The organism is Prosthecochloris marina (genome assembly GCF_003182595.1).
In the GTDB taxonomy this organism is placed as follows: Bacteria; Bacteroidota; Chlorobiia; order Chlorobiales; family Chlorobiaceae; genus Prosthecochloris; species Prosthecochloris marina.
The window spans coordinates 22,920-36,491 of sequence record NZ_PDNZ01000007.1; the positions used below are offsets into that span (position 1 = coordinate 22,920).

At 44.6% G+C, this 13,572-nt stretch carries 12 protein-coding genes; 11 read left to right on the top strand and 1 reads right to left on the bottom strand.

The window, feature by feature from the left end:
- The first annotated feature begins 108 nt into the window (after positions 1-108).
- The 5 genes from mfd (at position 109) to CR164_RS09985 (ending at position 7,046) form a co-directional block, all read left to right on the top strand.
- Positions 109-3,426 (top strand): transcription-repair coupling factor, encoded by a 3,318-nt coding sequence (gene mfd / locus CR164_RS09965; protein ID WP_110023851.1) that lies wholly within the window; start codon positions 109-111, stop codon positions 3,424-3,426.
- A 133-nt stretch (positions 3,427-3,559) separates the two neighbouring features.
- On the top strand, positions 3,560-4,216 hold the full coding sequence (locus CR164_RS09970; RefSeq protein WP_110023852.1) for a 2Fe-2S iron-sulfur cluster-binding protein: 657 nt from the start codon (positions 3,560-3,562) through the stop codon (positions 4,214-4,216).
- Between the two features lie 137 nt (positions 4,217-4,353).
- Positions 4,354-5,040: a 2Fe-2S iron-sulfur cluster-binding protein gene (locus CR164_RS09975; protein ID WP_110023853.1), complete on the top strand. Its 687-nt coding sequence runs from the start codon at positions 4,354-4,356 to the stop codon at positions 5,038-5,040.
- A gap of 19 nt (positions 5,041-5,059) precedes the next feature.
- A complete protein-coding gene (locus tag CR164_RS09980) occupies positions 5,060-5,755 on the top strand; it encodes a succinate dehydrogenase iron-sulfur subunit (RefSeq protein ID WP_110023854.1) in 696 nt (231 codons plus the stop codon).
- A 70-nt stretch (positions 5,756-5,825) separates the two neighbouring features.
- Entirely contained in the window at positions 5,826-7,046 is a 1,221-nt protein-coding gene (locus tag CR164_RS09985) for an alanine dehydrogenase (protein WP_161953518.1), read from the top strand.
- A gap of 12 nt (positions 7,047-7,058) precedes the next feature.
- Here the strand turns inward: CR164_RS09985 and CR164_RS09990 are convergent, their stop codons facing one another.
- Positions 7,059-8,570 (bottom strand): phytoene desaturase family protein, encoded by a 1,512-nt coding sequence (locus CR164_RS09990; protein WP_110023855.1) that lies wholly within the window; start codon positions 8,568-8,570, stop codon positions 7,059-7,061.
- Positions 8,571-8,710: 140 nt separating this feature from the next.
- On the opposite strand from CR164_RS09990, the gene CR164_RS09995 reads away from it, so the two are divergent.
- From CR164_RS09995 to pscD, 6 genes are all read left to right on the top strand, one after another.
- Entirely contained in the window at positions 8,711-9,340 is a 630-nt protein-coding gene (locus CR164_RS09995; RefSeq protein ID WP_110023856.1) for a sigma-70 family RNA polymerase sigma factor, read from the top strand.
- A 31-nt stretch (positions 9,341-9,371) separates the two neighbouring features.
- The gene (locus CR164_RS10000; RefSeq protein WP_110023857.1) at positions 9,372-9,599 is read left to right on the top strand and encodes an anti-sigma factor family protein; all 228 of its coding nucleotides are present in this window, start codon (positions 9,372-9,374) and stop codon (positions 9,597-9,599) included.
- Between the two features lie 169 nt (positions 9,600-9,768).
- A complete protein-coding gene (locus CR164_RS10005) occupies positions 9,769-10,146 on the top strand; it encodes an ArsR/SmtB family transcription factor (RefSeq protein WP_110023858.1) in 378 nt (125 codons plus the stop codon).
- Positions 10,147-10,636: 490 nt separating this feature from the next.
- Positions 10,637-11,035 carry an Hsp20/alpha crystallin family protein gene (locus tag CR164_RS10010; RefSeq protein WP_110023997.1) on the top strand — a complete coding sequence of 133 codons (399 nt, stop codon included), beginning with the start codon at positions 10,637-10,639 and terminating at the stop codon, positions 11,033-11,035.
- Between the two features lie 82 nt (positions 11,036-11,117).
- Positions 11,118-13,049, top strand: coding sequence for a molecular chaperone DnaK (dnaK, locus tag CR164_RS10015; protein WP_110023859.1), 1,932 nt, complete (start codon positions 11,118-11,120; stop codon positions 13,047-13,049).
- Between the two features lie 138 nt (positions 13,050-13,187).
- On the top strand, positions 13,188-13,571 hold the full coding sequence (pscD, locus tag CR164_RS10020) for a photosystem P840 reaction center protein PscD (RefSeq protein WP_110023860.1): 384 nt from the start codon (positions 13,188-13,190) through the stop codon (positions 13,569-13,571).
- Position 13,572 lies beyond the last annotated feature (1 nt).

Genomic DNA, 13,572 nt, shown 5'->3' on the forward strand with positions numbered 1-13,572 from the left:
TATTTTTGCATAATTAAGCGGTCCACAGACTCAGTTTCAGTAATAAATCGCGAGTAAAGTAAAATACATTATCAGTACTTTTCCTCTTAGTTCAGGGACAAACAGGTTATGCAAGACTCTCATGAAAACCCGGCAGACCGGGACAGGCAAAAAAATGCGAACGCATCAGTCACCAGAAGAAAAACCTTTTACCTGCTGAACGCTCTCGGCATGCATCCCACCTATGCCGACATCAAACAGAAATTCAACTTTCCGGAACACACGAATACAGCCTCACCGACCCTGAACCTTTCGGGTCTTCAGGGTTCCCTCTCTTCTCTGCTTGCAGCACAGTTGTTCAATGATACCGGAGTTCCTCTTCTCATCATAGGTTCCCAGGCATCCTTCGATATCTATGATAACGACCTGCCCGGCCTTCTAGGTCCTGCAACGGTTCACACCGTCTCGGACGAACTTCCGGCAGCACTTGGCGCCCTCTCCGAAAACCGCGCAGCTGTTCTTCTTGCCGACTTTGATGATGTGGTGACTCCGCTACAAAACCCCGAAGGCTCGGAAAAGAGGCTTTTTCGTCTTGAAAAAGATCAAGAGGCCGGCTATACCACGTTGACGGATTTTCTTGCTGAAAATGGTTATAACAGAATGGAGTTCGTTGAAGAAGAAGGGCAATTCTCAACGCGCGGCTCGATCGTCGACATATTTCCTTTCGGATCGCGTGAACCAGTCAGAATGGAGTTCTTCGGAGACACCGTCACTTCGATCCGCTCGTTTGATACCAACAGTCAGCTATCGGGTGCCCAACTCGACGCCGTCGTTCTGACAGGTAATTTTTTTTCCGAAAAGCACCATGATGACGATAAAGGCCCCTCCTGGTGCCTTCTGGATTACCTGCCCCCGGAAACTGTTATCCTGATCGATGACATTGTCTCCTTCAACGCTTTCGAAAAGAAAGCCGCTGTTGAAAAAAAACTGGAAGGTTTTCCCTGTCTCTGTATAAACCGTCTTGAAAAACAAACGCTTGATTTTCATTCCGAGGCACAGACAAAGCTGAACGCAAATTTCAAACTGTTCGCGAGGGAACTCAACCGGGAAAAGCCCGACAAGCGACATACCGTCTTCGTCGGTCGTTCAAAGAAGGAAATCGAGGAACTTGTAGAATTCGTTTCCGAAGAAGCCCGGGACATCAGAAGAACAATACCGGTTGAGTTCAACTGGGTAGCCTTGAACCTGCATTCCGGCTTTGTCTTCAACGGCCTTGACGTCTATACGGAATCCGATATTTTCGGTAAACTCCATACCCATAAATCCCACAAGAAAAGAGCCTTCAAAGGGATCTCTCTCAAAGACCTGCAGACACTCAAGGTAGGAGACTACATCGTCCATGAAGATTATGGAATTGGCGTTTTCAAGGCTCTTGAGACCATTGAAGTAGGTAATTCCGAACAGGAAAGCGTTTTGATAGAATATCAGGGCGGTGACGAACTCTACGTCAACGTACAGAACATCCGCCTCATCTCGAAATACAACGCCTCCGAAGGCTCCATGCCGACGCTTTCAAAACTTGGAAGTCCAAAGTGGAAAGCCAAAAAAGAAAAGGTAAAAAAACGTCTCAAGGATATTGCCTCCAAGCTTATAAAGCTCTATGCAAAGCGAAAAATGACACCGGGTTTTGCATTTGGACAGGATTCTATATTTCAAAGAGAGTTCGAAGCATCGTTCATTTTCGACGAAACCATCGATCAGTTAAAAACAATCGAGGAAGTCAAGAACGACATGCGCTCCCAGTCACCAATGGATCGCTTGATCTGTGGCGATGCCGGTTTCGGTAAAACAGAAATAGCAATGCGAGCCGCATTCAAAGCTGTCGAATCAAAAAAGCAAGTCGCCGTTCTCACACCTACAACCATCCTTACCCACCAGCATGCCGAAACGTTCAAACGAAGATTTGAAAACTTCCCGGTCAATATAGCGGTCCTCAGCAGGTTCGTCAGCCGAAAAGAACAAAAAGAACTCGTCGAAAAAATTTCTCGAGGGCTTGTAGATATAGTTATCGGTACACATCGGCTGGTTTCAAAAGACGTTCTGTTTCAAGATCTCGGCCTTCTCATCATCGATGAAGAACAACATTTCGGAGTCGCGGTTAAAGAGAAGCTGCGCCAATCTTTTCCTGGAGTGGATACGCTCACCATGTCTGCAACGCCGATCCCGAGAACCTTGCAGTTCTCGATGCTCGGAGCAAGAGACCTTTCCATAGTATCGACACCTCCCAGAAATCGTCAACCTGTTGAAACAGTCATTACACAGTTCAATCCCGACACTATCCGAGAAGCGATACAACACGAAATCAACCGCCAGGGTCAGGTTTTTTTCCTGCATAACCGCATCTCAGGACTCGATCAGGTTCGAAATACGCTTCACGAACTCATTCCGGAAGCAAAAACCGCCATTGCACACGGTCAAATGCCAACTGCAGAACTTGAAAACGTCATGATGCGGTTTATCAACCATGAGCTTGATGTTCTCATTTCCACCTCTATCATCGGCTCGGGGCTCGATATTTCGAATGCGAACACGATTATTATCAACAGAGCGGACATGTTCGGTCTTTCCGACCTCTATCAGCTCAGAGGACGTGTAGGACGAAGCGAAAGAAAGGCTTACAGCTACCTTATCATCCCTTCTGCCGACACCCTTAAAAGAGAAGCCATGGAAAGGCTTGCCGTGATCGAAAGCTTTACCGAGCTTGGTTCAGGTTTCAATATCGCAATGAGAGACCTGGATATACGAGGCGCCGGAAACCTTCTTGGTGCAGAACAGTCGGGAGCGATTCATGAACTTGGCTTCGACCTTTACCAGAAACTGCTTGAAGAAGCCGTATCAGAACTGAAATCAGGTGAATTCAGCCAGCTTTTCACCCCGAACGAGTCACAACCGGTCCAGATGGAAGGCAACACCGACATGGGGTTTTATTTCGACGCCCTGATACCCGAATATTATATATCGGCTACACAGGAACGGTTTTCCTTTTATGAAAAAATCTCCAAAAGCCAGACAGATAACGCTATCGACTCGATCAGGGATGAACTGCGTGACCGGTTCGGACCTCTTCCGGAAGATGTTGAAAACCTGATAGGCGTTGCGAAACTTAAAAACCTTTGTTCAGCTATCGGTCTGTCAAAAGTCGATATCCAGCCACAAACACTTTCAATCATCCTTCCTGGGGAAAACAACGCGGAATTTTACAATCGTCATTTTTTTCAGGAACTCATCGCTTCCCTGCAGTCCGAATGGATGCAGAAATACACACCCCGTTTTCAACAGGGTAAAAAAATGAAACTTCTCCTCCATAATCCACCTGATTACCCTGCTGAGCCTGCCGTACTGATGGAACAGTATCGTTCTCTTCTTAAAAAGCTCAATCATGCCTGAAGCCACCATTGCAGGTCAGCACCTTTGCACAGCCAAACAAGACAAAAAAAGTCTTATTTAAGCAACTTTTAAAGAAGCAATAAAGGTTAGCATTGAAAAGACTTTTCGTACATAAACAATAAATCATATAACCATGTTTGTATATATAAATGACAAAAAATTTGAAGCGAAAACAGGCGAACGCCTTATAGACATTGCCCGTAATAATCACACGCATATAGGCTACTTCTGTGGCGGTAATGGAATATGCCAGACCTGTTATGTGAAGGTGACCGAAGGAATGCACCTGCTTTCTCCTTTGAACGACAGAGAAAAAGCGATGCTTTCTGATAGCCTGATCAAAGAAGGAATAAGGGTGGCATGTTTGACAACTCTCGACAAACTGGGAACCGTAAAGCTTTTGACGACAGTCGAAGAGGTTAAGAAAACATTTGAGGAAAAACCGCTTGAGCTTGTTCCTTATCAAGCAAAAATGGGATGGGAATCCCTGATCAAGTTCCCCGAAACCATAGTGATGCAGGCCCGCAGGTTTTCCGAAGGCAAGCTGGATGCGTGGCAGCTTGTCACCGATATTGCCGGAGCAATAGCCGGTGCCTTCGAGCTGGTTGGCATGGCGATTCAAGGCACTCTGGACTGGAAGGTAAAACCGAAAACATTTACAAGGGAGTATGCTGATACCTCTGAACATAGAAGTAATGGAAAAAAGGGCCAGACTGCTGAGGGTGCGCATAAAACTTCTCCCGAAATTCATGAATCCTTGAAACTCCAGAAACATGCTCCGGTTAACTGATACCGGAGCATCGCCCGGCATGGCAACATCTTGGGCCGATAAACCGCCCCCCCTACCGTTGCATAAAAAATACTTATATTTGTAAAGGATGATGTTTAACCTGAAGCAAGGAAAAAAAACAACAAATATCCAGAACCATGCGTATCCACATCAATGACATGCCATGTGAAGCACAACCGGGAGACATACTCCTTGACGTAGCCAAGCAAAACAAATGCCATATCGGTTACATATGTGGCGGAAGTGGTGTTTGCCAAAGTTGTTTTGTTTATGTGCAGGAAGGGATGGACCACCTGTCGGAACGAAGTGATGTTGAAAAAGCCTTCATATCCGATAAACTCACTGACGCGGGAGGAAGGCTGGCCTGCCAGACAAGAATAATAAAGGACGGTCCTGTACGAATACTGTCCAGAGCGGAAATGTTTCGCAGGATAGTTCTCGGTCTGAAGGTTACCGATTTTGTCACCTACGCTCAGACCATCGGTTACAATGTCGTCAATCAGCTTCCTTCCGGAATCGGCAATATTTTCAGTCGTGTCAGGGAAGGGAAACTCAATCCCGTAACCTCTATCCAGAATATCGGCAAGGGTCTGGGCCCGGCGGCACAACTGATCGGCAAAAATGTTTTCGACACCTTTCCGTTTCTCCAGGCCCCTGTAAATATGGCAGGTGCCGGCGCAACAGGGTTGCTTGAGGGTGCATCGAGCACGCTCTGCAATGTATCAGGAGGCAAACTGCATCTTCCAGGCACGACATGTAAATCCTGCGAAGACGATACTCCCGTTGAAAGGGTTCATATTAAAGCAAGTTCTTCTAAAAAATAGTCTTGTGACTCAACACACAATGGAGTATTCAGTAGTAATTTCGCGTTTTGATCCTGAAAAAGACCGTTCACCCTACTATCAAGAGTTTCTCGTAGATGCTGCTCCACATGAAAGGGTGCTGGATGTATTGTTGCAAATCAAGTCTGAACAGGACAGTACGCTTGCCCTGAGAAAATCCTGTGGCCATGGTGTCTGCGGAAGTGATGCCATGCTGATCAACGGAGAAAACAGACTTGCATGTTCAACATTGGTTAAAGACCTGGAAAGTAACAGAATCAAAGTTGAACCCCTCCCTGGAGCAGTTGTTGAAAAAGATCTCATTGTCAACACGGACCCTTTCTGGAAAAAATATCAGGCTATCATGCCTTACCTGATTAATGATGAACCACCACCTGACAGAGAACGCCTGCAAAGCCCGAAAGAACATGAAATAATTGAAGAATCGACCCGGTGTATTCTTTGCGGAGCCTGTACACAAGCCTGTCCGACCTCCTGGGCAAATGAAGATTATCTTGGGCCAGCCGCACTTCTGAAAGCCTACAGGTTTATTTTTGACTCCCGGGATCAGGCAAAACAGGAAAGGCTCAGAAAAGTCGCATCGGATCATGGCATTTGGCAATGTTATACAGCATACAACTGTGTCGAAGCCTGTCCGAAGGAAATAGATATAACCTGGCATATTACCCGGCTGAAAAAAGCCTCTCTCGGGCTCTAAAAAAACAGCTCACCGGCAGGGAGCCCGGCGCAACCTAATTACAAAACACTAACTCTATCTCTTATAAATAATGGGGTACAGCGGAGAATTTGAAGGCATCGACTTCGATCTGGGAATAAAAACTCTGGAACGATGGCTCATCAAGCCCGACAAAAAAATGAACATCGCTCTGGGAATTCCCAAAGAAAGGGCCAATGATGAACGCAGGGTTTCGCTTTCTCCGGCAGGTGTCAAGATCCTCAATGAAAACGGTGTACGAGTACTAATTGAAAAAAATGCCGGCTTGGCAAGTAATTTCACTGATGAAGAATACGCTGAAGCAGGTGGGTACATAACAGATTCACAAGAAACTCTTTATGAAAATGCAAACGTTATCGTGAAGGTTTCGCCTCCCCAACCCCAAGAAGCCGCTCTCTTCAAGCCCAACCAAATGCTCATTTCTGCGCTTCATCTAGGAACTGTCAATAAATCACTCATCAACTCATTTCTTGAAAAAAACATTACCGCCCTCGGGTTCGAGTTTATTGAAACAAGGGATGGTGAACTGCCTATCGTGAGAACGCTGAGCGAAATAGCAGGCTCTCTGGCAATACAGACAGCAGCGAAATATCTTGAAACAGGCTATGGTGGAAGAGGTATTCTGCTTGGTGGCATAGCAGGCGTTCCTCCAGCGCATATTACTATTATCGGCGCAGGAACAGTAGGCCTCTTCGCTGCCCAGGATGCACTCGGGCTTGGTGCTCAAGTTACAGTCATTGACAAGGAGATCAACCGGCTCAGACGTTTCGAAGCATTCTTCAACCGCCACATCGTTACAGCCATATCCAATGAGCACTATATCTCGGAACTTGCCAGAATATCCGATGTCATGATTGGAGCGCTCAGTCCAAAGCAAAAAGTCATCAAACACGTTGTCAATGAAAACATCATAAAAACAATGCGGCCAGGCTCTGTTATCATCGATGTTTCAATTGACCAGGGAGCCTGTTTTGCAACCAGCAGGCATACAACCCATACGAACCCGATATTTGTCAAGCACGGAGTCACCCACTACTGTGTACCGAACATACCTTCAGCTGTCGCAAGAACAGCATCTTTCGCCCTTACCAATACCTTGTTACCTTTCCTGATGAAACTCACCGCTCATGAAACCATCACGGAAATCCTCTGGAACAGCCACAGCCTCCGTAAAGGAACCTATACCTTCAAAGGGTATGTAACACAGAAATCCCTCGCTCAAATCACCGACCTTCCCTGTCGTGAAATCGACATGCTGCTTGCCACCGGATAATACCTGCTCTGTTTATAGATATGAAAGAGGGTTCCCCAGTTTTCTGGCAATATAAGATGCACAGGAAACGCCTGAATAGGTAACCGCGATAACCCCTTGTCCTGGAAACGTACTGTCACCGACCGCATAAAGATCCTTTACTACTGTTCGATTCTGCGGTTTCAGCAAAACATTTTGACCGGGATATAACAGAGGGCCATATGACCCTTTGTAACGATTCAGGTATCGCTCATGAGTGAATGGTGTGGCAAATATTTTCACCTCTACAGCATCGGATAAGCCCGGAAGAATTTTTTCCGTTCTTCTGATCACCGATGCACCATACCGCTCTTTAGCCTGCTTATACTTTTCTTCACCCCGCTGATAGGTTTTCCAGTGATCAACTTCATCCGTGACAAAAGCATGTACAACATGCTTTCCCTCGGGAGCCACTGTCGGGTCGAGAACCGATGGCGCAGAAAAATAGATGGTACCGCCCGGCTCGTTGTAACGAGCCCAGTCATCAACAAGAATGTGATGCATATGAAACCCTTCAGGTATAACGCCGGCATCAACGCCGAGATACAGCTGAAACCAGCTTGGAGCACGAAGAAACTTGGTTTCAGAAACATTGTAGCGAGCATCTTTTACAAGACGGTTGAACGTATCCCATACAGTAGCGTTAGATATAACCGCTTTAGCAGTATGTACGTCTCCGTTACTCAACCTTACCCCTATCGCCCTGCCATTTCGCAGTAAAATTTCTTCAACATCACAACCGAATTCAACAGCACCCCCGAATTTTTTTATACCGTCACATAACGCTGCAGGAATAACACCAGCGCCTCCCACAGGATAGTTGATGCCACCGTGATGCCTGTCTGCGAGGCAAATCCCTGCATTGACAAGAGGCGTCGAAACCGCATCCTGTACAGCCCAGGAATATGCCTCCATATCAATAAATTTGAGCAACTCCTCGTCTTTGATATACTTTCTTGCACTCTTTCCCATCGACTGAAAAGTCTTCAATGCGAGCGACAATATTTTTCCCAGATGTCGGCTTCCCACATTGAGAATATGAATAGGATCTTCAAGCGAACCGGGAGGAAGAGAACTGAGGATATCATGTACCGATCCAAGCTCTTTGTAAAACGCCACAATCCCCTCTTTCTCATTGGGAAAACGTTCCATGAGCGTCCCAAGAAACTTCTCCTTCTCATAATAAGCCGGTATGTCAAATCCATCAGGCATATGGAAATGAATCTGGACAGGGTCGGAAATAACAGGTACATCAATCCCCAGTTTTCTGAAAATCCGAGTGTGCATGTTCAACGTACCGCTGCTTTTATCTTCTCCAAAACCATAAAAGACCGAAGCACCAGCATCGAATGTGTACCCCTTGTGCTTGAAGGCTGCGCAGCTGCCACCGGGATAACTGTTTTTTTCAAAAGTAAGCGTAGAAAAACCTCTTTCCTGGAGAAGAGCAGCGGCTGTAAGCCCTCCAATACCTGAACCGATGACAATTATATCTGAAGAATAAGCCATTACGAGATAACCCTGTTGTTTTATACCTTAAGCTTCATTAAAATAGATTCTTATAATACTATATTACTAGCGCTTCACTTTTTACGTAACAGTATATAATGATAACGAGCTGATCAAAGAACTTTTACCGAATTCAGAATATGACGAGTTCCCCGCATAAAAAAAACGTTCCTGAATCCAAAAACACGCTTTCTGCAAAAGAAAAAATTAAACAGCAGGAGTTTCAGGAAGAAGCCGTTGAGCACATTAACGCATTATACAACTATGCGTTGCATCTTACGATGAATCCGGATGATGCAAATGACTTGGTACAGGAAACCTATCTCAAAGCATATAAATTTTTTGATTCGTTTGAGAAGGGAACAAACTGCAAAGCGTGGCTGTTTAAAATCCTTAAAAACAATTATATCAACAAATTTAGAAAAAATGCTCGTGAGCCAGGCAAAGTTGACTATGACCTCATAAAAGATTTTTATCATTCGATAAAAGACACGCAAAACGACAATGAAGACCTGAACACAGGCTATTTCAGGTCACTGATGCACGATGAAGTATACCAAGCATTAAATTCATTACCGGAAGAGTTTAAGGAAGTCATACAATTATGTGATATTGAAGGTTTCACGTACGAAGAAATTGCAAATATGGTTGAAAGCCCGATCGGAACAGTAAGATCAAGACTCTACAGAGGCAGAAAGCTTTTGCGCACGAAGCTCAATGATTTTGCAAAAAAACACGGGTATAACACCGACAACAGGGAAACTCCGTAATACTCACATAACACATGAATTAATCAGTACAATGAATTGCACACAAGCCCAGAATCTTATGAGCGCAGCTGTCGATGGAGAGCTGACGCTTGAAGAACAGGAGGGTTTTGAAAAACACATTCAGACGTGTCCCACCTGCTTTCGTGAATTCAAAGAAGCTCAAAAAACAAAAAGCATTATCAGGGAAAAAATCATCAGATTCAAGGCACCTCAATCCCTGGTTAATTCCATTCTGAAGCTTAGCGACACACCACTCTGATTAACCGGGAAAAACTCAAGCTCTTCGCAAAAGTGAGGGCAATAATTTCTTTCCGGAAAAAAAAATTTTTTGTGTTTGATTTGTATGAATAAATAACTATATAACCACCACAAGAATGAATTCCCCCTTTAAATGCAGTGCTTTTAAGCACTGAATTAACTCTTAAGCGATGGGCCAAAATATTATTATTGACGAAGAAGAGGTAAAAAAGTGGAACCTCAAAATGCCTGAAGAGATGCTGACAGCAGTTGCCAATCGTTTTAAACTGCTCTCTGAACCAATGCGCCTTAGGATACTCCGGACGCTTTGCGAAAGAGAAAGAACTGTTCAGGAAATTGTCAACCAGATCAATGCAAGCCAGGCCAATGTTTCAAAACATCTGGCCCTCATGCACGACAATGGAATTGTCAACCGAAGGAAAGAAGGACTGAAATGCTATTATAGTATTGCAGATGACAGCATTATCTTTGCCTGTTATCTTATATCCAAAAGCGTTGTCGAAAATCTGCAGGACAGACTGAGCTGGCTTCAGAAAGTCGAAAGCTGATTTCCTGTCTGTAGCTTCATAACCGCTCATATCTCTCTTCATGCACAGTGAAGGAGCGAGTCGGCTCACCCTCAACGCATCTCATTTCAATTATATGAGAGCCTTTTTCTCCGCCCATCTCCGCCACATCTTGACAATCGTTCAACTTAGGCGTAAATCATTATTCAACTCTGTCAACCTCTTTCAGAACAATTCACCTACGACCATTCTCTATACCCCCCGTTGCGTTTCATCGCCGCAGTGATGTTGTTATGATCATCATCTCAGCACTTACTGTCCCTCCACATTATTTCTGTCACACATCGTGCCAGAAAATATGACAAATATACCTCCTTCTTTTCACATGCTCTGACAAAAATCCAGCACTTTACTGACTAAGAGAGAAAAAATCAGTTTGGCACATAATTTGCCTTACTTGTTAATAGAATTGTGTACCACACAGGGACACAGCTAAACAACCGTAATGAATGAACAGAGAAAGGAGCATACCATGTTAGTGAAATTATCCAAAGACCCGCTTAAATTATTCGATGACATCTGGGAGGGAACCCAGTTACCTGCAACTCCAGCCTTCAAGGCAGACATCTCTGAAGATGAAAATGCATTTCATATAGAAGCCGAAATGCCCGGTGTAAAAAAAGAAGATATTACTCTGGGTGTCGAAGAAAATGTACTGACCATCAAAGGAGAAAGAGAACAGAAAACCGAAGAACAGGGAAAAAATTATCATCGAACAGAGAGAACCTACGGAAGCTTTTCCCGTAGTTTCAATCTCGGAGAGCTGATAGATCAGGATACAATAGAAGCTTCTTTTGAAGAAGGTCTCCTGCATGTCAGTCTTCCAAAAGCACAGCAGGTCAGAAAAAACAAAGAAATAACGATCAAGTAATCTCAGTGAATTTCATGTCAGGTGCCCTTTACATGCGGGTAAAGGGGCCTTTTGACAGGACACTAAAAACAAGGAAATAATTATGGGCAAAATTATCGGAATCGATCTTGGCACAACAAACTCCTGTGTCGCGGTAATGCAGGGAACACAGCCAACGGTCATAGAAAACTCCGAAGGCTACAGGACAACTCCGTCAATGGTAGCATTCACGAAAAACGGTGAACGCCTCGTCGGACACGCTGCAAAAAGGCAGGCTATCACCAATGCACAGAATACCATCTTCTCCATCAAGCGCTTCATGGGGCGAAAATTTGATGAAGTACCAAATGAAAAGAAAATTGCTCCTTACAAGGTAGTCAATACAAATGGAGAAGCACGGGTCGAAATCGACGACAAAACCTATTCTCCTCAGGAAATTTCAGCAATGATCTTGCAGAAAATGAAACAGACTGCTGAAGATTTTTTAGGTGAAAAAGTTACCGAAGCAGTTATTACCGTGCCGGCTTACTTCAATGATGCACAGAGGCAGGCAACGAAAGACGCAGGGAAAATTGCCGGACTCGATGTCAAACGCATCATAAATGAACCTACAGCAGCGTCTCTTGCATACGGACTCGACAAAACAAAAGAAAATGAAAAAGTCGCTGTATTTGACCTGGGGGGAGGCACATTTGACATTTCAATTCTCGAACTTGGTGACGGTGTCTTCGAAGTAAAGGCAACCGACGGTGATACTCATCTTGGAGGAGACGATTTTGATCAGAAAATCATCAACTACCTTGCAGAAGAATTCAAAAAGCAGGAAGGTATCGATCTCAGAAAAGATATGATGGCGTTACAGAGGTTGAAAGAAGCTTCTGAAAAAGCAAAGGTCGAGCTTTCATCACGCACAGATACCGAAATTAATCTTCCCTTTATCACTGCAACCCAGGAAGGCCCCAAACACCTTGTCGTCAATCTGACACGAGCAAAGTTCGAGGCAATGTGTTCCGACCTGTTCGACAGCCTGGTCGAACCCTGCAAAAGGGCAATTAAAAACTCGAAAGTAAAAACCAGCGAGATCGATGAAGTAGTACTTGTAGGTGGTTCCACAAGAATCCCGAAAGTTCAAGAGATCGTCAAGGATCTTTTCAATAAAGAACCCAACAAAAGTGTCAACCCTGATGAAGTTGTAGCCGTTGGTGCTGCAATACAGGGCGGTGTTCTGAGTGGAGACGTCAGCGACGTACTGCTTCTGGATGTAACACCACTTTCACTCGGGATCGAAACTCTTGGAGGAGTTATGACCAAGCTGATCGATGCCAACACGACAATTCCGACGAAAAAACAGGAGATTTTCTCGACAGCGGCGGACAGCCAAACGTCGGTTGAGGTACATGTTCTTCAGGGAGAAAGACCAATGGCAACGGACAATAAAACCCTTGGGCGTTTCCATCTCGGTGATATTCCTCCTGCACCGCGCGGAGTCCCTCAGATTGAAGTTGCGTTTGATATCGATTCAAACGGCATTCTTAACGTTTCAGCAAAGGACAAGGCAACAGGCAAAGAACAGAGCATTCGTATCGAAGCCAGCGGCAAACTCAGTGAGTCCGAAATCGAAAAAATGAAAGATGATGCGAAACAGCACGCTGCGGAAGATGAAAAGCGCAAAGAGGAAATCGACCTGAAAAATAGCGCGGATTCACTCATCTTCAGTACCGAAAAACAACTACAGGAACTGGACGACAAAGTTCCCTCCGACAAAAAAGCAGAATTGGAATCTGCACTTGAAAAACTCAAGGAAGCTCATAAGTCCGGCAGTGTCGATTCGATTAAACCGGCAATGGATGAGCTGAACAAAGTCTGGAGCGAAGTAGCCTCTACGATGTATCAGTCTCAACCTGGCGAAACACCTCCCTCACCCGGACCTGATACCACCGAAGCCGAAGGAAATGACAAAACAAAAAAAGATAACGGTGATGGTGAAGTCGATGCTGAATATGAGGTAATCGATGGCAACGATAAAGACAAATAAGACAGGTTCTTCCATACCTTACAGAAAAAGGGATTCCATGTGAATCCCTTTTTTATTTGCCACTGTTTTACTAACTTAAGCGATATATATTTTCCATGCTGGTGTGTTTTAATTTTCGACAATTTAAACACTTTTACGATGCAATCAGCTGTCTGGTCCGGCAATGCCCTACATAAAGTTGCCAAGTATTTCATAACCTCTGCGAAAAGAGATCCCAACGGCAAACTTGAACTGGTAATATCTCCAGCTTCGGGGAGAAGAAAACTATTTCCCACAAAAGAAATTATTGAACAGTTGAAAGAGGGTAAAATTCAGTTGCTTGTTCTCACAACACAGCCGGACATAGCAATCAATCTGCCCCAAAAAGTGCTGGACAATGAAAACCGATATGTTATTGATTTCGACAAGCGCGGCATTAAATGGACAATGCGTGATATACCGGTGTTTTACGACAACCTCCGTGACCAGCTTTGCGTAGAAATAGATAAAGAAACCTATACCCTCGACCAGTTCTTCAAATAGA